At 52.3% G+C, this 22874-nt stretch carries 22 protein-coding genes; 7 read left to right on the top strand and 15 right to left on the bottom strand.

Translation table 11 applies throughout. The features are described 5' to 3' along the window. Window positions 1-56: 56 nt before the first annotated feature. From ACYVAM_RS05675 to ACYVAM_RS05685, 3 genes are read left to right on the top strand one after another with little or no spacing between them, the layout of a single operon-like run. On the top strand, window positions 57-920 hold the full coding sequence (locus ACYVAM_RS05675; RefSeq protein WP_461064809.1) for an SDR family NAD(P)-dependent oxidoreductase: 864 nt from the start codon (window positions 57-59) through the stop codon (window positions 918-920). A 19-nt stretch (window positions 921-939) separates the two neighbouring features. Beyond that, on the top strand, window positions 940-1791 hold the full coding sequence (locus tag ACYVAM_RS05680; RefSeq protein ID WP_461064811.1) for an MBL fold metallo-hydrolase: 852 nt from the start codon (window positions 940-942) through the stop codon (window positions 1789-1791). A gap of 43 nt (window positions 1792-1834) precedes the next feature. Then, window positions 1835-3073: an FG-GAP repeat domain-containing protein gene (locus tag ACYVAM_RS05685; protein WP_461064813.1), complete on the top strand. Its 1239-nt coding sequence runs from the start codon at window positions 1835-1837 to the stop codon at window positions 3071-3073. 102 nt (window positions 3074-3175) lie between these two features. Here ACYVAM_RS05685 and ACYVAM_RS05690 read toward each other — a convergent pair whose 3' ends face one another. The 7 genes from ACYVAM_RS05690 to ACYVAM_RS05720 form a co-directional block, all read right to left on the bottom strand. Beyond that, window positions 3176-3526 carry a hypothetical protein gene (locus ACYVAM_RS05690; protein ID WP_461064815.1) on the bottom strand — a complete coding sequence of 117 codons (351 nt, stop codon included), beginning with the start codon at window positions 3524-3526 and terminating at the stop codon, window positions 3176-3178. A 1-nt stretch (window position 3527) separates the two neighbouring features. After that, window positions 3528-3878 (bottom strand): hypothetical protein, encoded by a 351-nt coding sequence (locus ACYVAM_RS05695; protein WP_461064817.1) that lies wholly within the window; start codon window positions 3876-3878, stop codon window positions 3528-3530. Window positions 3879-3936: 58 nt separating this feature from the next. Continuing rightward, window positions 3937-4284: a hypothetical protein gene (locus ACYVAM_RS05700; RefSeq protein WP_461064819.1), complete on the bottom strand. Its 348-nt coding sequence runs from the start codon at window positions 4282-4284 to the stop codon at window positions 3937-3939. Between the two features lie 99 nt (window positions 4285-4383). Beyond that, on the bottom strand, window positions 4384-4725 hold the full coding sequence (locus ACYVAM_RS05705; protein ID WP_461064821.1) for a hypothetical protein: 342 nt from the start codon (window positions 4723-4725) through the stop codon (window positions 4384-4386). Window positions 4726-4925: 200 nt separating this feature from the next. Next, window positions 4926-5642: a hypothetical protein gene (locus ACYVAM_RS05710; RefSeq protein ID WP_461064823.1), complete on the bottom strand. Its 717-nt coding sequence runs from the start codon at window positions 5640-5642 to the stop codon at window positions 4926-4928. Window positions 5643-5659: 17 nt separating this feature from the next. After that, the gene (locus tag ACYVAM_RS05715) at window positions 5660-6034 is read right to left on the bottom strand and encodes a hypothetical protein (RefSeq protein WP_461064825.1); all 375 of its coding nucleotides are present in this window, start codon (window positions 6032-6034) and stop codon (window positions 5660-5662) included. 39 nt (window positions 6035-6073) lie between these two features. Then, the gene (locus ACYVAM_RS05720; protein ID WP_461064827.1) at window positions 6074-6415 is read right to left on the bottom strand and encodes a hypothetical protein; all 342 of its coding nucleotides are present in this window, start codon (window positions 6413-6415) and stop codon (window positions 6074-6076) included. A 101-nt stretch (window positions 6416-6516) separates the two neighbouring features. Between ACYVAM_RS05720 and arfB the strand changes: the two genes are divergently transcribed. The 3 genes from arfB to ACYVAM_RS05735 all read left to right on the top strand — a co-directional run bounded on the left by arfB (window position 6517) and on the right by ACYVAM_RS05735 (window position 9537). Next, the gene (gene arfB, locus ACYVAM_RS05725; protein ID WP_461064829.1) at window positions 6517-6918 is read left to right on the top strand and encodes an alternative ribosome rescue aminoacyl-tRNA hydrolase ArfB; all 402 of its coding nucleotides are present in this window, start codon (window positions 6517-6519) and stop codon (window positions 6916-6918) included. A gap of 62 nt (window positions 6919-6980) precedes the next feature. Next, complete coding sequence (locus tag ACYVAM_RS05730) at window positions 6981-8435, top strand: sulfatase family protein (protein WP_461064831.1); 1455 nt, start codon at window positions 6981-6983, stop codon at window positions 8433-8435. A gap of 25 nt (window positions 8436-8460) precedes the next feature. Then, window positions 8461-9537, top strand: coding sequence for an ArsO family NAD(P)H-dependent flavin-containing monooxygenase (locus tag ACYVAM_RS05735; protein WP_461064833.1), 1077 nt, complete (start codon window positions 8461-8463; stop codon window positions 9535-9537). A 44-nt stretch (window positions 9538-9581) separates the two neighbouring features. Here the strand turns inward: ACYVAM_RS05735 and ACYVAM_RS05740 are convergent, their stop codons facing one another. The 4 genes from ACYVAM_RS05740 to ACYVAM_RS05755 all read right to left on the bottom strand — a co-directional run bounded on the left by ACYVAM_RS05740 (window position 9582) and on the right by ACYVAM_RS05755 (window position 16352). Beyond that, window positions 9582-11120 (bottom strand): SulP family inorganic anion transporter, encoded by a 1539-nt coding sequence (locus ACYVAM_RS05740; RefSeq protein WP_461064835.1) that lies wholly within the window; start codon window positions 11118-11120, stop codon window positions 9582-9584. Window positions 11121-11418: 298 nt separating this feature from the next. Then, on the bottom strand, window positions 11419-12099 hold the full coding sequence (locus ACYVAM_RS05745; protein ID WP_461064837.1) for a 3-keto-disaccharide hydrolase: 681 nt from the start codon (window positions 12097-12099) through the stop codon (window positions 11419-11421). A 130-nt stretch (window positions 12100-12229) separates the two neighbouring features. Continuing rightward, window positions 12230-13243, bottom strand: a complete 1014-nt coding sequence (locus ACYVAM_RS05750; RefSeq protein ID WP_461064839.1) for a hypothetical protein — start codon at window positions 13241-13243, stop codon at window positions 12230-12232. Window positions 13244-13316: 73 nt separating this feature from the next. Then, the gene (locus ACYVAM_RS05755; protein ID WP_461064841.1) at window positions 13317-16352 is read right to left on the bottom strand and encodes an FAD-binding and (Fe-S)-binding domain-containing protein; all 3036 of its coding nucleotides are present in this window, start codon (window positions 16350-16352) and stop codon (window positions 13317-13319) included. Between the two features lie 100 nt (window positions 16353-16452). Here ACYVAM_RS05755 and ACYVAM_RS05760 point away from each other — a divergent pair, with 100 nt between their 5' ends. Continuing rightward, window positions 16453-16896 (top strand): biopolymer transporter ExbD, encoded by a 444-nt coding sequence (locus ACYVAM_RS05760; RefSeq protein ID WP_461064843.1) that lies wholly within the window; start codon window positions 16453-16455, stop codon window positions 16894-16896. A 248-nt stretch (window positions 16897-17144) separates the two neighbouring features. Here ACYVAM_RS05760 and ACYVAM_RS05765 read toward each other — a convergent pair whose 3' ends face one another. From ACYVAM_RS05765 to ACYVAM_RS05780, 4 genes are all read right to left on the bottom strand, one after another. Continuing rightward, the gene (locus ACYVAM_RS05765; RefSeq protein ID WP_461064845.1) at window positions 17145-18197 is read right to left on the bottom strand and encodes a DUF4097 family beta strand repeat-containing protein; all 1053 of its coding nucleotides are present in this window, start codon (window positions 18195-18197) and stop codon (window positions 17145-17147) included. A gap of 363 nt (window positions 18198-18560) precedes the next feature. Further along, entirely contained in the window at window positions 18561-18956 is a 396-nt protein-coding gene (locus tag ACYVAM_RS05770; RefSeq protein WP_461064848.1) for a LytTR family transcriptional regulator DNA-binding domain-containing protein, read from the bottom strand. Between the two features lie 88 nt (window positions 18957-19044). Beyond that, window positions 19045-20145, bottom strand: a complete 1101-nt coding sequence (locus ACYVAM_RS05775) for an OmpA family protein (protein ID WP_461064850.1) — start codon at window positions 20143-20145, stop codon at window positions 19045-19047. A 238-nt stretch (window positions 20146-20383) separates the two neighbouring features. Then, complete coding sequence (locus ACYVAM_RS05780; protein WP_461064852.1) at window positions 20384-22789, bottom strand: ABC transporter permease; 2406 nt, start codon at window positions 22787-22789, stop codon at window positions 20384-20386. Window positions 22790-22874: the final 85 nt, after the last annotated feature.

Consider the following 22874-nt stretch of genomic DNA (forward strand, 5'->3'; position numbering starts at 1 on the left):
GGCATAACCTCAACTTGAGCGCGTTTGTTGAACTGGATTATGGGTATGTTTACACCATGAAGCCCATTAGTAAAAACATCCTTATTACCGGCGTTTCGACGGGCATTGGCTATGGTGCCGCAAAGCACTTTATCCAGCGGGGCTACACCGTTTATGGCAGCGTTCGAACTCCGTCGGATGCCGATCGCTTACAGCATGAGTTCGGTGAGTCCTTTACCCCGCTCTTATTCGACGTGACAGACCGTGAGGCCGTCACCACAGCCGCCCGTATTCTTGCCGAGCAACTGGCGGACAATGGGCTGGGAGGGCTCATCAACAATGCAGGCATTGCCATTGGAGGCCCCCTACAAGATCAGCCCATAGATACGATCCGAGCCCATTTCGATGTAAATGTACTGGGTTTAATCCAGGTTACCCAGGCGTTTTTGCCCTTACTTGGCGCACGGGATAACCATCCCGTTCAGCCGGGCCGCATTCAGAATATCAGCTCGGTCAATGGGCAGGTAGCCATTCCATTCATGGGGGCTTACGTGGGTTCCAAACACGCGGTAGAGGGATTATCGCACAGCCTGCGTCGGGAACTGGTTTTGTTTGGAATCAAGGTAATCATTGTGGGCCCTGGAGCGGTGAAAACGCCGATCTGGGGCAAAGGAACAGACATGAGCCCATATGCCCACACACCTTATTTTCCGGCTATAAATCGCTTTCTAAAACAGGTGGAAAAGTCCGAAAATAAAGGGTTTTCCGTCGACTATCTGGGTAAGCACATTGTCGATATTCACGAAACACCCCGGCCCGCCATTCGCTATGCACTGGTACCGGGTAAGCTGACAGGTTGGGTACTGCCCCGGCTGTTGCCCGCCCGAGCATTGGACTGGATTCTAGGCCGGATCAGTGGGTTACGGGAGCCAAAACTGTAAGTCCATTCTTCCTTGATTTATGCTAAAACCAGCCTTTCAAAAAGACGATTTCCTGCTGGCTGATATTGAATCGGCCCGCAACGAACCCAATGCGTTACATAGCTGGTGGCTCGGGCAAAGTGGTTTTTTGTTGCAGTACAACGGACACCATCTGCTGTTCGATCCGTATCTGTCGGATTCGTTGTCTGAGAAATATGCGCATACCGACAAACCACACGTTCGTATGTCCGAGCGGGTCATTTTTCCTGGCCACCTCGGCATGGTGGATGTGGTTACGTCGAGTCATAACCATACGGATCATTTGGACTACGACACTCTGGTGCCTTTGTTCGCGGCCAACGGGAATATTCACATTGTCATTCCCGAAGCAAACCGCTCGTTTGTGCTGGATCGGCTTGGCAACGGGCTTGGCAAAAACCAGCCCATTGGCCTGACCGACGGGCAAAAGGTTGCCGTTGGTGAGTTTATCTTTCATGGCGTTCCGGCGGCACACAATGACCTGGAGCGGGATGACCAAGGGCGTTGCAAATTCATGGGATTTGTGGTAGAGGTAGGCCCTTACCGGGTTTACCATTCCGGCGATACGCTCTGGTATGACGGCATGGTCGATATCCTGCGCCCTTTCGACGTCGATGTGGCGTTTCTGCCCATCAATGGCAACAAACCCGAACGACGGGTGGCCGGTAATCTGAACCCCGACGAAGCCGCCCGACTTGGCCGCGACATTGGGGCGAAGCTGGTCATTCCGCACCATTACGATCTGTTTGAGTTTAACACGGCCGATCCGGCCGATTTTGTGAACGCCTGCCAAGTGTATGGCACACCCTATCGCGTCCTGCAGTTAGGCGAACGGGTTAGCCTGCGTCGGTAGAAGCTGTACCCACCGGGCTTTGTCAGACATGAGAACAACCGTTATGAAACGTGCTCTTTTTCTTGGCTGTATAACGGCCTCATCCGTCATCGCGCAACCGGATACCACCCGGGAGAACGCCCTGAATTTTACCATTCAGGTGGTCGATAATCAGATCAGCATTGGGTATGGCCTCGCCATTGGCGATGTTGATGGCGACCGTCGCCCCGATATTCTGCTGGCCGATCAGAAAGAGATTGTCTGGTATCGGAACCCCGGCAACCGGACCGATGCCTGGCAACGGCATGTGATGGCGGCCAATCTGACTCCTCAGGATAACGTTTGCCTTGCCGCCCGCGATCTGGACGGCGACGGTCGGGTAGAAGTGGCTGTTGGCGCGGGCTGGAACCCGGCCGAAACGAGTGACAGCACAAAGTCGGGCGCCGTTTTTTACCTCATGCGTCCGCAAGACCCCACCCAACCCTGGGCACCCGTTCGATTACCGCACGAAGTGACAACGCACCGGATGCGTTGGGCTAAGGTGGGGAAAGATTCCTACCAGTTGATCGTTGTTCCGTTGCACGGGCTGGGGAACAAAAACGGCGAGGGTAAAGGCGTCCGAATCTGGGGGTATGAATTTTCGAAAGACCCGCGTGCTGTCTGGAAACGCTACTTGGTCGATTCGACTATGCACCTGACCCATAATATTGAGGTTTGGGAGGATGGCGAAAATGGCTCAGCCACGGGCCTGATCGTAGCCAGTAAAGAAGGCGGCAATATATTCCAGTGGCGGAAAAAGAAATGGCAGCCCGTCGAAACCGAATCGGCCAACAATGCGCTGCCTTTGTTGACCAAGGGGGTGGAGGGAATCGGTGAAATCAGGCGGTTGGATAACGGTAAAGGCATTGCGACCATTCAACCCATGCACGGCAATTTGCTACAGGTGGAAAGTGGCGACTACAGTCTCAAAAAAACAAAAAGCCGGGAAGCCGAAAAACAGATCAGCGTGCTGACGGATATACTTAGTCAGGGACATGCGCTGGTTTGTGGCGATTTTCTGGGTATAGGCAGCGATCAGGTTGTGGCTGGATGGCGGAATCCCAACGCCGACAAGAAAGTGGGTATCCGGTTATTTAAACCACAGGAGCAGGGAACCGTAGCGGGTTATGTAGTTAACGATAGCGTGCGCATGGCGTGTGAGGATTTACAGGCCGCTGACCTCGATGGCGACGGTGATCTGGACCTGATTGCCTCGGGCCGGGCTACGCTGAATGTGCTGATTTACTGGAACGGATTGAAATAAGGATAACGGTATTTTGAACCGCTCATGCTAAGCTCTTAAATAGAATGGTTGTGTCGGTTGCTTGAGAGTAACCGACACAACCATTCTATTTAAGTAAATTTATTACTGATTACCCATCTGACCGGCCAGCGATCGTAGTGCCGATGACAATGCATCTAAACGCGTTGCGATGTCGCCTTCCGGGCCCATCTTCGTGCTAAATTCGACAGTTTGGGTAGACAGGGTTTCCAATAGCTGAACCAGTTCCCCTATATCAGCCGGATTTTTTTCGGCCTGTGCCTTTATTTGCTCTAAGGTACTGGTAATGTCTTTGGTGTTCTCGGCCTTGTTCAACTGAGCCAGCCATTGATCAATAATACCAGTGCCGCTTTCAGGCGTTAGGCTGGCCAGATCGCCCTCCAGAATATCCATTGTGGAGTCGAGCAGCGTTGAGGATTCTTCGTGTGTAAACATATTAGAAGCGGTTACTGAGACTACGCAGCGCCTGAGCCAACTGGGCCAGCTGACTGGCCGTCGATGAATCAACTACAGGCTCATGCGAGAGAATAGAGGTATGGCTGGCCATGCTGAGCAGTAGATGCCGTATCTTTTCCAGATCGAAATCGCCTGTTTTCAGGTGGTCCCGGAGGGCAGTAATCTCCGCCATAATACGTTCGGCACCCACATCGCCGGGGAGTGCGTTTAACCAACCTTCGAGCAATAAGATACCCCGTTCGGGCGAAAGCGTAGCAAGGCTTTCTTCGCCAAAGGCGCCAAGGGTATCGGTAAGCATTCTGTGTTCAAGGGTTGTGCCTGTTCCTTCCATTTTGTGTAGTGAATTTAATGAGTGATGGTCTTTACGGGCTAGTGCCAGACGCTCGTAGCTATGCGCTGGCGCCCAAATTGCGTAAAATTTTTGACAAGCTCTCCAGCCCACCCGTCCAGGTACCCTCGGCGGTTGGTCCTTCGGCAACTTCCTGTGCGATGTCGGCCAGATTTGTTAGCAACGTTCGCAAGTGCTGTTCATCAGGCTGGGGCGACTGGAGAACCGTGCGCAACTCATTGAGCTTGTCGTTGAGCCGGTCAATGTTCGGGTCGCCATCCAGTGCCTGCAGCCAGCCATCAATTAACATAACGCCCTGGGCGGCTGATATATCGGCCGGGTCGGTACCCCGAAACAAACTGAGCGTATCGCTCAGCATGCTCTCTTCTAACTTGTTCGATCCTAGCATCCTGAAAGGGCCAATTTAAGCGTGACGTTTATGTTGATAAACCAATAAAGTTGTTAAAATCTTATCGGTTTGGACGGTTAGTAATATGCATTGACGTTTTTACATGCCTGCCAGCGAGCGCAGCGTAAAGGCTAGGTCATCCAGCTTGTTGGCCGTTTGCTCCTGAACGTTTCTCCCCTGCGCCACAAGGGCCGTATTGTCGCCAAGGTCTCTCAGCAAGCCCCGAACACGGTCTTCATCGGGTTCATCGCGTGTCAACTCATTACGAAGTGCTTTTAATTGCTCTTCAATAAGTTGTGTGCTGGTATCGCCGGCAATCACCCGTAACCAGTCGTCGATAAGTTCGACACCATCCTGGGGCGACCCAAGAATCGAATCATTTTCGTCGCTAAGGCTGTTTGTTCGCTCAAACAGCCGTTGATCTAATGCATGAGAAGGCATAGCACTTTATGGATTAATAACAGGCCGAAAATGCCCGAGCCTGAACGGACGTCAACCTGTTAGTGATTTGTTGTTCTGTAAATAACCCGTCTGGCGACGGTTTGTTTAGCGGACAGAAGGGCATGGCCAGCCAGACGAAAAACCGATCTAAGCCAGCAAATGTCTGCCTTCAGGACTAGCGGGCAACGATTCTGCTTTCGTTACAAAGACGACCGACCTCCAGACTGGATGGAATCCGAATCGCTGTCACCACCCGAAATGCCCATGCCGCCAATCCGTCCCGCACTAGCATCTGCTACGTCCGAAACCGAAGAATAGGAGTCGCCACCAGCCGTTTGTAAACCACCCGCGTTGCTGCTTTCATCTGAAGCAGTGCCGCTGGCGGCAGGTCGGGCATTACCGGGCACCGCATCCATCACCGTCGTTGGGCCACTACTTACGGTCCCTCCATTCCGGTTGGACAGGTCGTCATCGGTAGCGCCTACTGCCGAAATTCCAGCGCCACTGGTTGTCGATTCGCCCCCGACGGTGCTGGTCATGGGTGCCTGCCTGTCGGGATTAGTCATTGGCGTCGGTGAGTTCAGGTGCTGGTTAAACCCCTGCAACGCTTCTGCTAAGGTCGTGAGTCTTGGTTTATTGTCCGCTTCCGCCGAATCGGCCACTTTTGTCGTCTGCCCGACCAGATCGTTGAGGATATCCTGAATATGAGCGCCGTTGAGGTTGCTCTCCTGTAATTCTGTCCTTAGCTCAGTTAAGCGATTGGTAATTGGGTTATTTTCCTGTCCGTCAGCCTTCAGAAAGCTGATCCAACTGTCGACGAGTGACAGTCCATCCGTTGGAGAAATGCTGATAACGTCGCCGTTAAAAGCGTTGGCGGTTATATCGATTAAGTTTGACGCGTGTTGGTTTATGGCCATTGTATGGGTTGTTTTGTTTAATCAATAAGGCTAACTGCCTGGTGGTGCAGGTTTTCGAGCGTGGCGATCAACTGCGAGAGCTCATCCTGCTCGGCACTGGCTTCAGGTAAAGCCGCTACTTTTTGGGTCTGCTCGATGAGTTCCTGCAGTAAGCTGGCAATCCGCTGGTTATCTATCCGGTTGTAACGTTGCGCCGTGTCGATTTCGGGCCGCAGTCGTTCGAGTATGTCCGTAATGGTATCGGTGTTCTCCGTGCCAGCCTCATTGAGCCGGGTTAGCCACTTATCAATAAGCGACAGGCCGTCGGTGGCGGTCGTTTCGTCAATATTCCCATCGAACGTATTGACCGTTTCTTCGATGAGCGAGATCTGATTTTGGTCTTTAGTAATCATGGTCCAATTTCTTCTATATGTGGTTTGTTATCCTGCTTTTTACTTGGCCAGCCCCCGGGAAAAATCCTTTAGGGAGGTTGATAGATTCTGCAAATCTTCTTTGTAGTCACCCGTTTCGCCATCGTTCGCAAAGTCGATGGCAACACCGGAAAGGTCGCGCATGATCCGTTCAACTTCGTTTACATCGTTGGCCGTCAGGGCATCCCGAAGCTTTCGAAGGGGTTCAGCAACCCATTCCGTAGAGGCATTGGAACGAACAGTACCGATCCATTGATTAACCAGGTTGACACCTTCATCGGTTGTGGTTGAGGGCGAACCACCGCCCAGTACGGTTAACGTATCGCCCAGCATGGTGGCGATTTTCTGATCGTGATGAGCCATACCGTTGAATCCATTAGTTTTGGGGAAAAACTGACACATGTGCCGATTGTTCGCCGATTCAGTAGTTTTTCTATTCAATCCACAGATTAGCTTCATTAAGTATGGATACGTCCCGTTTACAGCCCGAATTACAGTATCAATTTGCCCGCAGTGGTGGGGCCGGTGGGCAGAACGTGAACAAAGTGGCAACTAAGGCTGAACTCCGGTTCAACGTGCTCCAGTCAACGGTGCTCACGGACGAAGAGCGGGCAGTTCTGGAAGAAAAATTAGCCGGTAAATTGACTACCGAAGGAGAGTTAGTGCTGACGCACCAGACTGAGCGGACGCAACTGGCCAACAAAGAGAAGGTAACCAAAAAATTTTACCGGCTGATTGAAAAAGCGTTCGAGAAGCCCAAACCCCGCAAAGCGACCAAACCATCAAAGTCAGCCGTCGATGAACGGATCGCCACAAAAAAACACAAGGGAGACGTGAAAGAGAAGCGCAGGAAGGTCGACTTCTAGGATTTGGGTGCAACCTGATCTCCGATAGCAAACAGACTATATTCTTTAATTAGTTTTATGTGATGATGCTCACCCGTTTTCTTCGTTTCTTATTTGGTATTCTTCTGCTGGCGGGCGCTGGCCTGCTCATTACGGCCTGGGTCCAGAAACCAGTTCCTGCGGTCCCCCCGAATGTTGTCCTGTTTTTTATGGACGATCTGGGCTATGGTGATCTGTCGGTGACCGGTGCACTGGATTACACCACGCCGAATTTGGATAAAATGGCGGCTGAAGGAACCCGTTTCACCAACTTCCTGGCGGCTCAGGCCGTTTGTAGCGCGTCGCGGGCGGCTCTTTTGACGGGTTGCTACCCAAATCGGCTGGGCATTTCGGGGGCGCTGGGTCCAAACTCGCCCATTGGCCTGAACCCAAACGAAGAAACCCTGGCCGATCTGCTCAAAGAGCGTGGTTATGCGACGGGGATGTTCGGGAAATGGCATTTGGGCGATAACAAGCAATTTTTACCGCTGCAACAGGGTTTCGATGACTATTATGGCGTACCGTATTCGCACGACATGTGGCCACTGCATCCCAATCAGGCTGCCGCACATTATCCACCTTTGCGCTGGATTGACGGCAATGAGCCAGGTCAGGAAATTAGGAATCTGGACGATGCCGGTAAAATAACTGAAACCATCACGGAACGAGCGGTATCCTTTATTCGGAATCGCAAGAAAAAGCCATTTTTTCTATATGTACCCCATCCGTTGCCACATGTTCCCCTGGCGGCTTCGGCGAAATTCAAAGGAAAGAGCGCACGCGGTATCTTCGGTGATGTGCTGATGGAACTGGACTGGTCTGTCGGGCAGATCATGAACGAGTTGAAACAGCAAGGGCTTGACAAAAATACGCTCGTCATTTTCATCAGCGACAACGGTCCCTGGCTGAATTATGGTGACCATGCGGGTTCGTCGGGTGGTTTCAGAGAGGGCAAAGGAACCTCGTATGAGGGTGGGCACCGCGTACCATGTCTGGTGCGTTGGCCGGGCGTTGTTCCAGCGGGTAGGGTGAGCAACAAATTGCTGACAGCCCTGGATATCTTGCCCACGGTAGTCAAACTCTGTGGGGCCCGATTGCCCAAACAGCGGATTGACGGGGTCGACTGGCTTGCGCTCCTCAAGGGCGATAACACCGTGACACCCCGGGATAAATTTTACTACTATTACCGTAAAAATAGTCTCGAAGCTGTTCGGCAGGGCGAATGGAAACTCGTGTTCGCCCACCCCGGCCGTACCTATGAAGGATTCCTGCCGGGGCAGAATGGACAACCCGGCCCCACTACAGAAAGCCATGAATTTTCGACTGCGTTGTACGATCTGCGCCGTGACCCCGGCGAGCGCTATGACGTTCGGGAGCAACATCCCGACGTTGTTGCCAGGCTGGAAAAAATTGCCGAAGAAGCCCGCGCTGACCTTGGCGATGACATTCAGAAGCGTACGGGAGCCAACGTTCGCGAACCGGGACGGATCAGCCAGTGAGTAAATCAGCAATTGCTATGTGAAAATGGAAACTGATATAGTTGTCATTGGTGGCGGGCAGAGCGGTCTGGCGCTGGGGTATTTTCTGCGCCGGATCAATCGGCCGTTCGTGATCCTGGATGCGGGCGATCAGCCGGGTGGGGCGTGGGTACACGGTTGGTACTCATTGCGCCTATTTTCACCGGCCGAAGCCAGCTCACTGCCGGGTTGGCCCATGCCCCGCCCCGCAGGTGTCCAGTCGGCAACCGATTTCCCTCCGCGCGACCATGTTATCGACTACCTGAGAGCGTATGAAGCCCGCTATCAATTTCCTATTCACAGATCCGTAACCGTTGAGCAGGTAGATCGTACCGAAACGGGTTTTCTGGTTCGCACAACGGCGGGGGAGTGGCGCACAAAAGTGGTCGTGAGTGCAACCGGTTCCTGGAGTCACCCATATATGGCCGATTACCCCGGTCTGGCCGATTATGAAGGACTGCAAATTCATTCGGCACACTATCAGTCGCCTGATTCGCTGGCGGGGAAAAAGGTGCTTATTGTGGGGGGCGGAAACTCCGGTGCACAAATTCTGGCCGAAATCTCGCGGGTAGCGCAAACGACCTGGGTAACGCTTACCGAACCAACGTTCCTGCCCGACGACGTCGATGGCCGCGTGTTATTCCAACGGGCCAGCCAGCAGTACCAGGCAGCTCAGTCGGGCGAAACAACGTTTGCGGGCCGACTTGGCGATATTGTTATGGTGCCTTCGGTTCAGGAAGCCCGTAGTCGGGGCGTTCTCAGGAGTGTTCGCCCGTTTACACGCCTGACCCGCACAGGTGTTGTCTGGTCCGATGGCCGAACCGAAGATATCGACGCCATTATCTGGTGTACGGGCTTCAAACCCGCTACTGACTATCTGCGCTCGCTCGGCCTTGTCGACGCCGACGGGCGGGTTGCCACCAAGGGAACCAGAGCTATCCAAGAATCCGGCCTGTGGCTGGTTGGCTATGGCTCCTGGACAGGCTTTGCCTCCGCTACATTGATCGGCGTTGGCCGCTCCGCCCGCAGCACGGCGGAGGAGATTAGTGACTATTTGAAGGCGTTATTGCCAACTGTCTTGTAGCGAAAAATAGGCTTTATACCGGTTTTAGCAGCGTTTTGACGACGCTAGTCATCCGCCAGCACGGCATAATCTGGGTCTTCCAGGATGTTGACGTCGATAAGGCTGTCTGCGTTTGTTAGAAGGCGTCGGCAGTCGTCGCTTAGGTGTTTGAGGTGAATCGTTTTGCCTGCCTGCTGGTAGCTGCTGGTCAATTTACTAAGGGCTTCGATCCCCGACATATCGGCCACCCGGCTATCCTTGAAATCGATAATTACTTCTTTGGGATCACCTGCCACGTCGAATTTCTCCCGGAACGTCATTACAGAGCCGAAGAACAGCGGGCCATAGAGTTCGTAATGTTTTACGCCTGCCTGATCGACGTATTTCCGGGCCCTGATCCGACGGGCGTTTTCCCACGCAAACACCAACGCCGAAATGATAACGCCAATCAGCACGGCCAGCGCCAGGTTGTGGAGCAGAACGGTGATGCCCGCCACCAGCACCATCACCAGCACATCGTGCCAGGGCATTTTGCCAAAGGTCTTCAGACTGGCCCATTCGAATGTGCCAATGGCGACCATGATCATTACGCCCGTGAGGGCGGCCATCGGTAGTTTTTCAATGATCGGCGCGCCAACGATGATGAAGAACAAGAGCATAACCGAGGCCACGATACCCGATAGCCGGGCCCGTGCGCCAGACGAAATATTGATCAGGCTCTGCCCAATCATAGCGCAGCCACCCATCCCCGACAGAAAGCCGCTTGTGACATTGGCCAGCCCCTGCGCCACACACTCTTTATTGCCCCGGCCGCGCGTCTGGGTGATTTCATCGATCAGATTCAGGGTCAGTAAACTTTCGATCAGGCCCACACCCGCTACAATGAGCGCATAGGGGAAAATGATCGACAGGGTTTCGAGCGTAAACGGTACGGCCGGGATGTGAAAGGGCGGAAAACCACCCTGGATAGACGCAATGTCGCCAACGGTGCGGGTGTCGATGTTCAGGCCAATGGTTATGAGTGAAACCGTAATAATGGCAACCAGCGAGGCCGGAACGGCTTTGGTCAATCGGGGCAATCCCCAGATAATGAGCATTGTTAAGGCGACCAGGCCCAATAAAATAACGAGCGGTGTTCCAGTCATCCAGTGGAGCGCACCTGTCGCATCGGCCACTTTAAACTGGTCCATCTGCGACAGGAAAATGACGATCGCCAGCCCGTTGACAAAGCCGAACATGACAGGATGAGGCACCAGCCGAATGAATTTTCCCAGCCGTAAAACACCCGCCAGTATCTGGATAAGCCCCGCCAGCACCACCGTCGCAAAGATGTATTCGACGCCGTGGCTCTTAACGAGCGCGACGATCACCACCGCGACGGCACCCGTTGCCCCGGAAATCATACCTGGTCGACCACCCAGTATGGATGTGACCAGCCCCATCGTAAACGCGGCATATAAGCCCGTCAGGGGCGAAAGACCAGCAATTAAGGCAAAGGCAACCGCTTCGGGAATGAGGGCAAGGGCCACGGTTAAGCCGGAAAGCACTTCGTTTTTATAATCGACGCGCTGCTTGAAATCGAATAAATTCAAATATTGATTCATGAAGAAATAACCTGATAGACAAAAAAAGACCCACTGGCTGATGAGCATCGTCCAGCATTATGCATGCACTACGAAAAGCAGGGGCTTTAGATCAGGGGGGAGTAACCGGATAGAGCGAAGAAGAGGCTATCATGCCACAAAGGTAAGGCTTTTTGGCCAGAGGCCTGATTGATAGCGGAAAGGAAACGCAACGTATAGCGACAATCCTTGAATAGGTATTATTTAATAGGCTAATAGTGAAAGCAAAAGGCCCTATTCCGATCAACAGAATAGGGCCTTTTGCCATAATATTGTTCAACTATAACTCCCGAATTTTTACATCTCGGTACCAGACACGCTCTCTGGGACTGTGGTTTTGCAGGGCTATTTTGCCTTTGGCATGGGGTGTGGCATAGGGCCAGTTCGCAAATTTGCTCTTCGCGACCAAGGCCTTCCAATCGTCGGAACCATACTGGTAATCGACTACTTTTTTACCGTTCAGGAAGTGCTCCACATGGCCTTTGTTGACCACAATACGACCTTTGTTCCATTCGCCGGGGGCTTTGGCAATACTGAAGTCAGAGGGGGGAATCATGTCGTAGTTGGCGCCGGTCATTTGGGTGTCTTTCAACTTGTAGGGTTTACCCTCGCCATCCAGGTAGCCTTTGTCGTCGATAACCTGGTACTCCGGTCCCGACATGTAGGTCGATTTAATATCGGGGCTGTCGATGATTTTATACACAACACCACTGTTGCTGCCTTTGGGAATTTTGAACTCGAATTCCAGCTCGAAGTTTTCGTATTCTTTATCCGTCACCAGGTCGCCACCCGTACCGTCGGGGGTCATGGCACCGTCTTCGACCGACCAGCCTACCACGCCATCTTTGTGGTAACTATGCCAGCCTTTTATGGTCTTGCCGTCGAACAGAGTTGTCCATTTTGGGGGTGCTGTAAACGCAAAAGCGCTGAGCAGAAGGCAGGAGATAAGTATCTTTTTCATGTAGTTTTGAATTTTAGGCTAATGTAAGTTTAAACCGCAAAGAGCGCAAAAGAGAAGCAAAGGTCGCTGCGTGTTTTTCTCGGCGATCCTGGCTTCTCTTTTGCGCTCTTTGTCAATAGGATTGTAAAAATCAACTTGCCATATCGCGGGCGGCCTGTGGATCGTTGTATTTTCGATCCAGCCCATCGGTCGATTTCTGGTCCGAACGGTCAGGTCCCGAAATCATATCCTGCGCTGTAACGCTGCTCTCATCGGCCAGTTCGCGGGGGAGGTTCTGCGCTTCCTTTGCTTCTTCCGGGCGCTCGCCTGGCTGATTCTCGTGCGTATTTTTTGCATTGACATCATACGGGCGCGCCGAGTTACCCGTATCAGGTTTATCTTCCATGCCTTCCTCGTCAGGTCCGGCGGCTGCCCCCTGATACGCTGTTCCCGCAACGGGTTCACTCGTTTCAAGCTCATCGGGGGGCATCACACTCGGTAGCCCCGAAGTGAACGTGCTCCGTGTTCCGGCATTGATCTCGTGCGAACGATCGGGTTCGTTGGGATCCTGAATCTCGGGAGAAACGGGTCTGGGTGAACCAGGTAAATCCGGAATTTCCGGACCGGGTACTGGTGGAGCCGGCGGGATTTCCGGGATACCTGGAACCGGTTGTGTTGGATCAGGCGAACCCGGCGTTTGCGGAATCATGTCGGCGGTTGGATAACCGCTTCCGATGAAGTTCCAGCCACCGAATGAATTGGTTGGCGTTTCTTTCTTATCCTGATCAGGCTCATCCTCGGAAGGTAACCCCGTATTCACGACGGAACCCGAGTCAGGATTGCCCGTAATATCGCCGACCGCAATGGGATCGTCTGGCATGACCGACGGATCGAACATGGTGCCCGCCCGCAAAGCCGCGTCTGAATTCTCGTATTTCTTTTTATCGTCGCCGGTTAGAGCCCGCTCTTCATCGCTACCCAACCGAATACGGGGCATATCATCGGAAACATCGTCTTCAGTGTCGCCCATAGAGACTAGTTTGCCGTCAACCAACTTCACCATATTGGTTTCGGCCTGATCTGCACTGAACATTGTTTCGGCGTTCTCACTGGAGACGGTATCGGCCTGTCTGGCTCCATCGGAGAGATTTGCGTTGTTTTCCATGACTTGTGAATGTTTTAGGTCTATGGAGAACCACTGGAAAGGCAAAAGGTTTTTGTAACGCGGTGGTACGGCGTTACAGCAGGGCGTCGAATAAAATTTCGGCGGGGTGCTGGGCTTTCCGGCCCGTACCGTCTTTGATCTGGTGGCGGCAACTGGTACCGGCTGCTGAAATAATGGCCGTTTCTGCCTGCCGGACCGCCGGGAACAGAACCAGTTCGCCAATCTGCATCGATAGGTCGTAATGTTCCGTCTCATACCCAAATGAGCCCGCCATGCCGCAACAGCCCGATGGTATCAGTTGAACAGTGTAGTTACGAGGCAGCGATAAGGCTTTCTTGACCGGCACCATGGACGATAATGCCTTCTGATGGCAGTGACCGTGTACTTTTACCAGTTGGGCTGCCGTTGTGAACAGGCTTCGGTCGATGCGTCCGGCATCAGCTTCCCGGGCGAGCCATTCCTCGAACAGAAAAACGTTTTTGGCAATCCGCTCGGCATCACCTTTCAGGTTGTCTGGCACCAGCAATGGGTATTCGTCGCGGAAGGTTAGAATGGCCGAAGGCTCAAGCCCGATCAGCGGCATATCATCGGTGACGATGTCTTTTAGCAGTGTTACGTTGCGAATGGCGATCGCCTTTGCGTCATCGACCAGCCCTTTCGAGAGGTACGTCCGTCCACTTTCTACGTGTTCGGGAACGGTAATCTTATAACCAAGCCGCTGCATTAACAGAATGGCTTTCTTGCCAACTTCTACATCGTTGTAATTCGTGAATTCGTCGATAAAAAGAAGGAGCGAGGAGGGTTTGGCATGGAGCGATGGCCAAAAATTCTTCTTGGTTTCGCGCCCAATTCGTTCGTTCTCCTCTTTTTGCTGTTCCCACCACCATTTTCGCAGGGTCGTTCTAGCCAGTTCCGGCATGGTACGGTCGGGGTGGAAACCAACTGCCCGGTTCGCTGCCTTTCGGAGTGTTGGGTTGTTATAGATGGCGTTATAACTCCATGGGACTTTACTGGCGAATGACATTAGCCTGGTGAAGTTGCCCACCAATCTTGCTCGTAGCGGAACGCCGGTTTCGCGGTACTGCTGCTGCAAAAATTCCGCTTTCATGCGGGTCATATCTACACTCGACGGGCATTCGGCTTTGCAGGCTTTGCAGGACAGGCACAAATCCAGCACGTCTTTTACCGCTTCGTAATCGCTTTCAACGGGTTTTTCGGTACGGCTGTAGAAGTGCCGCAGGATATTGGCTCGTGCCCGCGTGGTGTCGTGTTCGCGCCGGGTGGCCATGTAGCTTGGGCACATGGTCCCTCCTGAAATTTCGGTTTTGCGACAGTCGCCGGAGCCGGAGCATTTCTCGGCTAACTCGAGCAATCCGCCATCTTTCGAGAAGTCGAATATGGTTTTGGGCTGCGGAATAACCCGGTCCGCTTCCGAGCGCAATGACTCGTTCATGGGGGGCGTATTCACAATCTTGCCGGGGTTGAAGGTGTTGTGCGGGTCCCAGAGGTCTTTGACGTCTTTGCATAACTGGAAATTTTCGGGTCCCAGCATAAACGCAATGCACTCGCCCCGCAGCCGCCCGTCGCCATGCTCGCCCGACAGCGAACCACCGTATTTTTTGACCAGCTGAGCCGTGTCCATCAGCAACGCCCGAAACTTGGCCCGCCCTTCGGACGACTTGAGGTTGATCAGTGGAAGTACGTGAATTTCACCAGCCCCCGCATGGGCCGAGTATTCGAGTTTCAGGCCGTGCTGCTCCCAGGCCATTCGGTCCAGCTCGTCGATGTAATCGGGCAGGTCATGCACATCGACTGCCGTATCTTCAATAACGTTCGCGGGTTTATCATCGCCGGGAATATTGTACATGATACTCAAACCGGCTTTTCGCAGCGCCCAGGGCTTTTGCGTATCGGCATCGAATAAGGTCGGGTAGGCATAGCCCAGTCCGTTCTGCTGTAAGGCCGACACAAAATCGGTAGCTTTTTTTCGTACGTCCTCCACCGTGTCGCCAAAGAACTCGACCATCAGAATGGCCTTTGGATCACCTTCGACAAACGTGCGGTTTTTGGTTTGCTCGATGTTGGTTTTGGTAAGTTGCAGAATGTAATCATCGACCAGTTCCGACGCCGAGCAGCCATGCGCCAGCGCGACAAGATTGGCCTCCAGCGATTGCCGGATGGTAGCAAAATGCGCACAGACTAAAGCCGACTCTTTGGGCGGTAATGGCAACAGATTCAACTTGGCCTCGGTGATGAAGCAAAGCGTTCCCTCCGAACCGGCAATGAGGTGAGCGAAGTTGAACGTTACTTCAGGTTCATTCCCTGGCTGGGTCGGGAGTGACGATGTATCAGTCTTAAAAAACGGCACCAGCGCATCCAGTGCATAGCCCGTATTCCGGCGCGCAACGGTTGGTTTAGGATACCCTTCGGTAATGTGCCGCTGAACGTCCGGTGTTGATAACCAATCGCGGAACTGAACATAAAGCCGCTGTTCGAGCGGGCTCACAACGTTTTCGCCCCGGCACTTGGCCGCGAACTGATCGCGGGTGAGGGACCCGAAGGTTACTTCAGCGCCGTCACTTAACACGACTTTCACGTCGAGCAGGTGATCTCGGGTGGTACCCCAGATAATGGAATGCAGTCCGCAGGAATTATTGCCAATCATGCCGCCAATCATGGCCCGGCTGGCGGTAGAGGTTTCCGGGCCAAATAACAACCCGTGGGGTTTCAAGGATGCGTTGAGGTCGTCCCGAATGACACCCGGCTGAACGCGCACCCATTTTTCATCAGCCCTGATGTCCAGGATTTTGCTGAAGTATTTGGAAATATCGACGACAATGCCGCTTCCGACGACCTGCCCCGCCAATGATGTTCCGGCCGCCCGCGGAATAAGCCCCAGTCCATGTTGCTGGGCAAACCGAAGTAGCTGTTTTATATCGCCTACAGTCTTGGGCAGCGCCACCGCGATGGGCATTTCCTGATAAACGGATGCATCGGTTGCGTACAGAATCCGTTGGGCCGTATGTTCCGGTGAATTGTCGAAATACAGATCACCTTCGAAGGAAGGCAACAGGTTGGCAAAGGAGGGATTTTGGGAAAGGCGAAACATAGCAGCAAAAGCATCAAACGTCTTGTAAAGATACAAAAACGAATGGCGTTTGTGGAATCCTTGTGCCTATCTCATCAATCGGCTAAAGCCTTCAGTCGCCATGAAAACACGCCGTAGATATACCCCGATACGTATTGATTTCACCCCTTTTGTGTCAATTGCCTTGCTGTTGATTGTGTTTTTCTTCTGGTTGAAACTGGTACAGCGCCCGAATGTAGTTAGTGTTTGGGATGTGCAGGGCTGTAGGAAAGGTATTGAGCCCGAACGTTCTAATCGAGTATTCGAGATTCTTCTGCTTGATGAAGATACGATTCAGTTCTGTCACTTCACAACCGGATCATCTTGTCGTGCCAACTTTGTAACTGCCCACCGACACTCGACTAAGCTACGCGAAGCGTTGTTGCGTTACAGAAAAGAGGCTCTGACACCGGGTGAATTGGCAATTATTATACGGCCGAGCATGGCATCAACAATTGGTAGTTTCGTTGATGTGCTCGATGAATTTCGTATAGCTGGTAACCTTCCCTATCTAATTGACTATTGATCAGTTAATCCTCATCCCGGCGCAGCATTCGTTTCAAAAAAGTAATGAAACTAAACCCAGTATTGACCGGGAAGTAGTGACGAAAGAAGGGAATAAATAGTGGGTTGATTTTAAAGCAACGTAAAATGACCCGACTACTTAAGAGTGTCGAACCGAGATTTACTAGTGAGTTACGAACTACGGCCTAAGATTCCCAACAGTTATTTTCTGTTAAGGCGTAGACCGTAATTCGTAACTCGCCTATCCCTCTACTGGTTCACATACACATTACCGCTGCTGGCAGAAAGCGTGACGGCAACACCACCGCCATTTAAGGTGCCTTTGATACGGTCTTTTTCGGTATCGCCCGTGAAGTTGTTCAGCGGGATTTTGATCCGGTTGCCGCTCAGGTTCAGGCTGATACCTTTGTCGAGGGGCATTCGTACGTTGATGTTGCCTGCGCTGGTATTTAGTCGGACGAAATCGCCCAATTTGGTAAGGCTTACGTCAACGCTACCGGCGCTGGTACTGGCGTCGAGGCTACCCGCTACGTCGGTCAGCCGTACTGATCCCCCCGATGTGCTTGCTTTGATATCGCCTTCGATATCGTTGCCATTGACGCTGCCACCACTGGTCTGGGCATCAATCGTACCCTTCAGACCCGTGAGCCGGATGCTGCCTCCCGACGTGTGCAGGCGCATTGTACCCGTCGACTCTCTGGCTTCGATAGAGCCGCCTGAGGTTTGCAGGTCAATGTTTGCCGACCGGTTGCCACGGCACCGGTCCATGTGAATAGAACCACCCGAGGTTTGCCCGTTTATGTTGCCCTGAACATCACTGACATTCAGGCTGCCGCCACTCGTGCGAAACCGCTGATCACCCGTTAAGGCTGCTAGTTGAATGCTGCCCCCCGAGGTGCGCAGGTCGGTGTTGACATTGCGGGGCGTGTAAAACTTGAAACTGATGCTTAACGATTTTTTCCAGTCCCGGTCGTTGTTTCGGCGTTTGGCCATTGCCACAATAGTGCTGCCTTCCTGAGTAATCGTAATGTCATACTCTCTGAGCCGTTCTTCGATCTCGCTTTTGTCGAGTCGGTCGTTCCAGTTATTGGCGCGTACGTACATCTCGACTTTAGCATTCATGTCGGTTCCGCCTTCAATAGTCAGGCTACCACCCGATGTTTCGGCCCGTACAGCGCTGATCTTCCCCGAAAATGTTTTGGTTTGGTAGGGTGGTTGATCCTCGATGCGCGTACCGGCCAGTGATGTCAGCGCCAGGGTACCGGCGCTCAGGAGGGTTAGTAGAAACTGGTTGCGTTTCATGGTGTTTATCGGTTTATGCGGTAAAGATGGCTTTCCTGTAGGTAAGGTTGCATGACATCTGTAAATTCAATGCCACGCTGGTCTGAAAACAGTCGTATAAGGTTGGGCAAGTCTCGTGCCATCCATTCAAAGTATTAATTATCAGTTAGTTAATAGATTGCTTAAAACGTGAGCTGTCCGGCAACGGACATGATTTGTTCGGCGCCGGACAGCGTATAATTTAGGGAATAGTAGTCTATTCGACCCGTTTTTTCGGATCTGCGAAGAATGTGTACTTTGAGGGCTGTGAAGACACAACGCTCAGAATACAGCCTCAGGGCTAATTACAAGTAGACGTTTTATTTCAATAACAAGACTGTTTTGTCAGGCGACTGGACCGATATAAGCCATGGGCCGTTGAGATCCGTTTGTTTGCGTCAATACACGAAAATGGACCAGACCCTTCAGGCGGGTACCCTGTATTTCCTGAAGATGTTTCACCACCGGGGTAACCCTCCGCCGACTTACCGGCAACCAGGTGCCATCCACCAGTACGTCGGCACAACGGTCACCTTTCCGACGGACCTGTGCAACATGATAGGGGTTGACCGCCAGGCTCTTGCTCAGTCGGATGAAGCCGGGAAGTGTACCAACACATTTTTTTAATGTGGTGGCATTTACTTCAGGTGTTGAGTCAATCAGAAATACGCGGGTGTAATTGCCCCAACCCATTAGATACGTAATACGAGATGTGTTGTCAATCAGCCTACTAAATCTCATGTATATAAAATCTATTATATGTAAACTATAAGTTTCACATAAATATAGAGATTAAATTAATCTGGCACTTTTAAAATTTTTATAGCTACTAATTTTTTTCTGCTTTCAGCGTGATTTCAACGCGTCGATTTTTACTTCGTTCGGTTTCGAGGGTGTTGTCGGCGATTGGCTGTGCGCCCCCATACCCATTGGTGCTGATGCGGTTATCGGCAACACCCCGGCGTTTAAGATAAGCGGCTACCACTTTAGCGCGGTTTTCAGACAAGGCCAAATTCAGACGAGGGTCGCCTATGTTATCGGTATGGCCCGCGATCGTGATTTGCCAAAGCGGGTTCTTTTGTAAGGCTATGACCAGTTGGTCCAGCTCGGTCGAGGATTCGGGCAATAGATTGTAACTGCTTTGTTCAAACTGCACCTTGTGCAACACAACCGTTGTGCCCGGTTCAAATACAGGGGTGGATTCTAGACTAACCGTAGGGACTGGACTTAGTGGTGCGATTACAGGAGCACTGGTAGTCGCTGTTCTGGTTGATGGCGGACTAAGGATGGGCTTCGGCGTTACCCTGGCTACCCGTTTGGGCGTAATGATTTTGGTTGGCATTTTAACAACGATTGCCGAAGGTTCAGGAGCCGCGGGTGGCGTAGTTTTGGTTAAGGAAACTCGGACGGGCGATGGTTTTTGAAAGAAATAGTTTGTTGTGATGAGTTCGCCCGTTTGATTGAACGGGTTTAAGCTTGTCCTCTTCGCATCGGGTCGTTGCCAGTAGAGATAAATTTCACCTTCCAGCATGTCATTGAAATAATCTATACGCAGGTCGTAGAAATGCCCCGCTTCCAGAATAACACGACCGCTAAAATCTTTGGAGTCATTCAGTTGCCAGGAGTTCACGACGAGTTTATTGCCGACCCAAATACGGATTCCGTCGTCTACCTTGGCGTAAAACCGGTATTCTCCAGAAGCAGGGGCCAATAGTTTTCCCGTCCACCGAATTGAGTAATAAGATTCAGAAAGGCCGGGAGCGGGACTGCGTCCCCGCCAGTTGTAGTTCAGTTGAGGATCCATCCGGGTGTAGACTTTTCGCTCGAAATTCGTCCCGGTGTAGTACTCACCTTTCAGCCCCTGTTGTGCTAATGCCGACACTAGAGTTAACCAGAGGAATAAGCCTGAAAATGTGGTTAGTGGCTTCATGGCAAGGGCTTTATACCAAATTTCGGACTTTTGTCAGTACGTGTCAAAGCCGTTGATAAGTTTATCGTTCACGCGCGCTAGTGTTCTGATGGCGCGGGGCTCCGGCCTCGTGCCTATTATTCCCCGGCCTCTGGCCGGTATAAAATGTTTCTGGTGTTTCAACTAGTCAACATCAACCGGCCAGAGGCCGGAGAATAGTGGGCACGAGGCCGGAGCCTCGCGCCATCAGAAATCCACTTTATTCCGTCCGCAGGCTTCGGGCGGGGTCCATCCGGGCGGCTTTCAGTGACTCATAGCCGACGGTTAAGGCGGTAATCAGGGTAGCTACGGCCAGCGTAATCGCAAAAACCCACCAGCCGAAATTAATGCGGTAAACATAGCCTTGCAGCCACCCATTCATTAGAAACCAGCCTATTGGTGCAGCCAAGGCGAAGCTGATCAACACCAGCCGACTGAACTCTCGGCCAAATAACCACACCAGCTGACGCGGTGTTGCGCCCAGCACTTTGCGGACACCAATTTCTTTCGTCTTCGATTCGGCCATGAACGCTACGAGCCCATACAAGCCCAGACAGCCAATCAGTATGGCGATTAATGAAAACACTTGCGCCAAACCGAGTAGAATGTGCTCGGTTAGGTAAAAGTTATTCAGCAGGTCGTCCATAAAATCAGCTTTGAAAACGTGTTCAGGATACAACGTATTCCAGGTGCTTTCAACCGCTTTCAGCGTTGTCGGAATGGTAGTTGGGTTGAGTTTCAGGGAGGCCATTCTGTTCTCACGATAGTAGTTCAGGATGGTGGCAGGTGGAATGCTCTGGTTCAGGCTGCTCAGGTGAAAATCACGCACGACCCCAACCACAATTTTGTCGCTACCCCACAGGTTAAGGCGTTTGCCGAGTACATTATTGGGAGAACGCAGCCCTAATTCCCTGACCATTGTTTCATTCACGAGCGCTTCGCTGTTCGTTGTGTCATTGTTTCTAAAGTTGCGCCCGGCCAGCAACTTGATACCATAAAGCGGCACATAGTTCTTATCGCCAACTTTAACCACCGTAGGAAATTTCTCCGGTTGCGTATGAGTATCAAACGTGAAGGGCACAGGCAGTCGGCGGTAAGCCGCAGGCGGATCAGCCCCCAACGCTACGGCTTCGACGCCCGGTATCTGCTCCATCCGGGCACGAACAACGTCTTGCTTCAGGGCATTACCGGCCGGCACGGGTACGGTCAGAATCGCTTCTTTCTGAAAACCTAAATCAGCCTTTTGCAGGTGGCGAACCTGCGCCATCATGACGACTACACCAATGATGAATAGTTGGGTAATGAAAAACTGCAAGACGATCAGCCCGCGTCGAACCGACACTCCGCCAACCTGTTGCGTCGTCAGCCGACCGCGCAGAGCTGCCACCGGATTAAAGCGAGCCAGCACCAGCGAGGGATACAGGCCCGCGAGCAGAATGACGCCGACAATCAAGGCGATAAACCAGCGCAGTGAGTCGGGCCGAAACAAACTCCCGATGGAAATGTCGGTGTTCATGATCGACAGGGCGCTGTTGAGCATGGGCAAACAAAGGTGGGCCAGCAGCATTGCCAACAGGACAGCGGCCAGCGTAATGAGTGTTGTTTCAACCATAAATTGCCCAATGAGTTGCCAGCGCGAACTACCCATAACTTTACGTACGCCCACTTCTTTGGTCCGTTTCAACGCGTGGGCGGTGGCTACGTTAATGAAGTTGATGCAGGACGCCAGCACCAGAAACAGACCGACAATAATAAGGGCGTACAGAATTAGGTACGGCGACCGGCCGCCGTACTGGGGCAGGTGGTCCAACTCCGGGAGCGGAATGGCATGAAAGTCCAGTTTCTTCGCGTCGGGTGTGGTCAGGTATTTCTTGCTGATAACCGGAAAGGCCTCGAGTAGCCGTTCCACGGGTGTGCCTTCACGGAGGGTAACGAAGCATACGGTAAATACGTCGGCCCATTTTTGCATGGCCTGTTGGCCATCCGCTCCCAAAAGCGTGGGCACGGTCGCGTAGGAAATGAAGGCGTCGTACCGGAGTTTGGTATTGGACGGCAGATTTTTGATAAGGCCCGTCACGGTCAGGTTCGCCTGGTTGTCGAAGCGGAGTACTTTGCCCATTGGGTTGGCCGAACCAAAGTATTTCTGGGCGTATCGTTCCGTCAGGACAACCGTGTTTGGGGCTGCCAAAGCGGTTTTGGGGTTACCATTGATCCATTCGGTATCGAAAATGTCGAAATACTGCGGTTCAGTGAAACACAGGTTACGGGATTCGTCAAACTTCTTCAGGAACCCACCTTTCCCATCGGGCACAGCCATGATGCGCCGGGCGACATTTTCGAGCCGGGCCGCTGTTTCCACAAAGGGAAGCTCCTGCCGCAGCACCTCGCCCATGGGCCGGGGCGTAGCATCGGTTGGAACAACGTTTTCCTGTCGAATATCCGTAACGACCCAAAACGTTCGGTCGACTTTAGCATGATAGCGGTCGAAACTGAACATGTAGCTAACCAACAGAAAAATAACCAGGCTGCAAGCCAGTCCAATGGAGAGGCCGCCCGTGCTGATCAGGCTGACCTTCCGGTTACGCCACAGATTTCGGAGTGAGATCTTAAGAAAGTTGCGAAACATAAGGGTAGGATGAGTAGTAGTAATGAAGCAAATATATATAATTTTCTTATATATAATAGATATAATTTTCTTACGATTTGTTAAT

This window comes from Spirosoma horti (genome assembly GCF_054776595.1).

Coding starts and splice junctions, on each gene's coding strand:
- ACYVAM_RS05675 (WP_461064809.1), top strand. CDS start 57: ATGAAGCCCATTAGTAAAAACATCCTTATTACCGGCGTTTCGACGGGC.
- ACYVAM_RS05680 (WP_461064811.1), top strand. CDS start 940: ATGCTAAAACCAGCCTTTCAAAAAGACGATTTCCTGCTGGCTGATATT.
- ACYVAM_RS05685 (WP_461064813.1), top strand. CDS start 1,835: ATGAAACGTGCTCTTTTTCTTGGCTGTATAACGGCCTCATCCGTCATC.
- ACYVAM_RS05690 (WP_461064815.1), bottom strand. CDS start 3,526: ATGTTTACACACGAAGAATCCTCAACGCTGCTCGACTCCACAATGGAT.
- ACYVAM_RS05695 (WP_461064817.1), bottom strand. CDS start 3,878: ATGGAAGGAACAGGCACAACCCTTGAACACAGAATGCTTACCGATACC.
- ACYVAM_RS05700 (WP_461064819.1), bottom strand. CDS start 4,284: ATGCTAGGATCGAACAAGTTAGAAGAGAGCATGCTGAGCGATACGCTC.
- ACYVAM_RS05705 (WP_461064821.1), bottom strand. CDS start 4,725: ATGCCTTCTCATGCATTAGATCAACGGCTGTTTGAGCGAACAAACAGC.
- ACYVAM_RS05710 (WP_461064823.1), bottom strand. CDS start 5,642: ATGGCCATAAACCAACACGCGTCAAACTTAATCGATATAACCGCCAAC.
- ACYVAM_RS05715 (WP_461064825.1), bottom strand. CDS start 6,034: ATGATTACTAAAGACCAAAATCAGATCTCGCTCATCGAAGAAACGGTC.
- ACYVAM_RS05720 (WP_461064827.1), bottom strand. CDS start 6,415: ATGGCTCATCACGATCAGAAAATCGCCACCATGCTGGGCGATACGTTA.
- arfB (WP_461064829.1), top strand. CDS start 6,517: ATGGATACGTCCCGTTTACAGCCCGAATTACAGTATCAATTTGCCCGC.
- ACYVAM_RS05730 (WP_461064831.1), top strand. CDS start 6,981: ATGATGCTCACCCGTTTTCTTCGTTTCTTATTTGGTATTCTTCTGCTG.
- ACYVAM_RS05735 (WP_461064833.1), top strand. CDS start 8,461: ATGGAAACTGATATAGTTGTCATTGGTGGCGGGCAGAGCGGTCTGGCG.
- ACYVAM_RS05740 (WP_461064835.1), bottom strand. CDS start 11,120: ATGAATCAATATTTGAATTTATTCGATTTCAAGCAGCGCGTCGATTAT.
- ACYVAM_RS05745 (WP_461064837.1), bottom strand. CDS start 12,099: ATGAAAAAGATACTTATCTCCTGCCTTCTGCTCAGCGCTTTTGCGTTT.
- ACYVAM_RS05750 (WP_461064839.1), bottom strand. CDS start 13,243: ATGGAAAACAACGCAAATCTCTCCGATGGAGCCAGACAGGCCGATACC.
- ACYVAM_RS05755 (WP_461064841.1), bottom strand. CDS start 16,352: ATGTTTCGCCTTTCCCAAAATCCCTCCTTTGCCAACCTGTTGCCTTCC.
- ACYVAM_RS05760 (WP_461064843.1), top strand. CDS start 16,453: ATGAAAACACGCCGTAGATATACCCCGATACGTATTGATTTCACCCCT.
- ACYVAM_RS05765 (WP_461064845.1), bottom strand. CDS start 18,197: ATGAAACGCAACCAGTTTCTACTAACCCTCCTGAGCGCCGGTACCCTG.
- ACYVAM_RS05770 (WP_461064848.1), bottom strand. CDS start 18,956: ATGAGATTTAGTAGGCTGATTGACAACACATCTCGTATTACGTATCTA.
- ACYVAM_RS05775 (WP_461064850.1), bottom strand. CDS start 20,145: ATGAAGCCACTAACCACATTTTCAGGCTTATTCCTCTGGTTAACTCTA.
- ACYVAM_RS05780 (WP_461064852.1), bottom strand. CDS start 22,789: ATGTTTCGCAACTTTCTTAAGATCTCACTCCGAAATCTGTGGCGTAAC.